We start from the raw sequence: 2,030 nt of genomic DNA, 5'->3' as shown, positions 1-2,030 counted from the left end.
TAGAAGCATGAAAATCCTGATATGTGGCATAGCGACTGTGAATATTTTGTTTGTATTTAGCAAAAGCAGCTAAGTTCGTAATTTCGGGAATGACTAAAGCATATTGAGCGCGTTTATCTCGAAGCTTCGAGCGTAAAATATAGTAGTAGCAAGCAACCGGAGCGAATAACAATAATAGAGCATTAATCGCCGACTCCGAAATACTAGTATTACTACTAAAAGCGACATGTCGCACTGCGGCACCAGGATTCAACCACCCAGCTACATTAATCGGCTTGGTTGATAATTCTCCATTTTTATCGCACAAACTAGCTGCAAAGTCTTGATAGGCATAACTATTTAGTGATTTAGAAGTTATCGAGATAATTTTATTCTCATCTAACTCGAAGTTAATAGTTTTAGTCCCTGCCGATTTATGCGTACTATTGTGTTGAAGAAATGTACCGAGAATACCTTGATGAACGATCGCCAGTGCCTGGAGCTGCATCGATTTAGCATCCAAGCCTCGTAGAGCGATCGTGCCATCTTGCAATTGAAAAGATTCCTGTAATAACCATTGCAGTGCAACTAAATTGCTACCATCAATAGTTAAAGATATCGATCGATCTGCCAACTTCCAAGTTAATCCCTCACACTTTACCCCCTCTCGATCTAGTTGATGTAATGTCATCCACAAACCAGCCAAACCCGCACTATGCAACATAGTAAAGCTGGGATCGCCCAAACTCAATTCTATTTGCATTGTTCCGCTCCAGTTTCAGGACTATAAGTAATTGCTGTTGGTGGTGCAATTGGATAAAAACGAATCTTCTTCCATTCATACCAGCCTTTCGGTGGAATAATTGGAACGGCATACCCTTGGGCTTCCGCCATTAAAGCTTGTCCAAAATAAGAGTTGTTTTTGGTTTGTCGCTGTTGGGCTTTAGATTTGATTATGTCGATATCCTGCTGAAGTAGCGCGGTAATAGTAATACCACCCGATCGCAGAATACCTTGATAACTCGCCCAATTTCCTTCTAACCATGCAGAAGAGCTAAGTTCAGGTTGATGGCAACCTAATTCGATCGCTACATCTGCTAAATCTTGCTGAGAAATTGCCAAGTTTTCTTGCAATCGATCGACTAACTGTTTACCAGTTTCCAATTCTTCCTGATAAGGGCGAGAATTTTCCCAAGGGTAAACAATACAAGTGCAAATTTTGCCAGAATCTAACGTATATACACCATCAACTAGCTCACTAACTCGTCGATTGAGTCTACCCAACCGCTGAATAATCGCCGCTGCTGGAGCCATCGCTGTTAATAATAGATCGGCACTCAGATCGAGGGACATTTCACAGACTTGAGTAGTAATTGCCAAGACGGGAGCATCATTGTGTCTAAAAGCTGCAATTACTTGCTTATGCTTATCTAGTCGATCGAAATAGCGATAGCGACTGTGATAAATTAGCGGCGGTTCTAATCCTTCCTTAGCTAGTTGGATTTTAGCCTCTCGATAAAGATCGATACAAGTTTGCACAGAATTAGTCACCCACAGCACTTTTCGACGTTGTTTGAGCGTGTCAATAACTGCTTGCCAAATTTCCGGCGATGCTTGAGGACTATTAGTATCGATCGACCGAAATTGATAGCGGGGTAGCTCTTCTAGCTGCTGTGGCCCCTTAATTGGATCGGCTATGTCCTCCCCTAGTTCCGCCATCACCTCCCGAATTTTCTGTAATTGTCCATTAGTAAAACTAGCACTCATCAACAGAATTGGCGCACCCCGAAAAGCTCTCAAAAATTGGAGTAATGCTCCAAATAACCGATCGTCATAGGCATGAACTTCATCAAATACAAATGCTCCTTGAGCGATCGCCGCCCAAGCATATAGCGGTTTGCGATTATTTTGAATCAAGCCTAAAACTGAATCTACCGTACAGACAATTAATTTTTTCCGCCAAGTCTGGAACGCTTGCATTCGTGCATCGATCGATTCTACATCGTCATCTTCTCTCGAAAATAATAACTCTCGATCGAGATCGGCGCGGG

General features: G+C 42.3%; 2 protein-coding genes. Both read right to left on the bottom strand.

The features are described from left to right. Positions 1-742 (bottom strand): type I-MYXAN CRISPR-associated Cas8a1/Cmx1 (gene cas8a1, locus RMO52_RS23050; RefSeq protein ID WP_310419004.1); only part of this gene is annotated, 742 nt, incomplete at its 3' end. Beyond that, on the bottom strand, positions 733-2,030 hold a 1,298-nt coding region (gene cas3, locus RMO52_RS23045; RefSeq protein WP_310419002.1), incomplete at its 5' end, for a CRISPR-associated helicase Cas3'. The genes cas8a1 and cas3, both read right to left, overlap by 10 nt.

The sequence above is a fragment of the Chamaesiphon sp. OTE_8_metabat_110 genome, from assembly GCF_031382685.1.
Taxonomy (GTDB): domain Bacteria; phylum Cyanobacteriota; class Cyanobacteriia; order Cyanobacteriales; family Chamaesiphonaceae; genus Chamaesiphon.
Note: the sequence above shows the minus strand (reverse complement) of the source record. Positions and strands in the feature narration are given on the sequence as shown.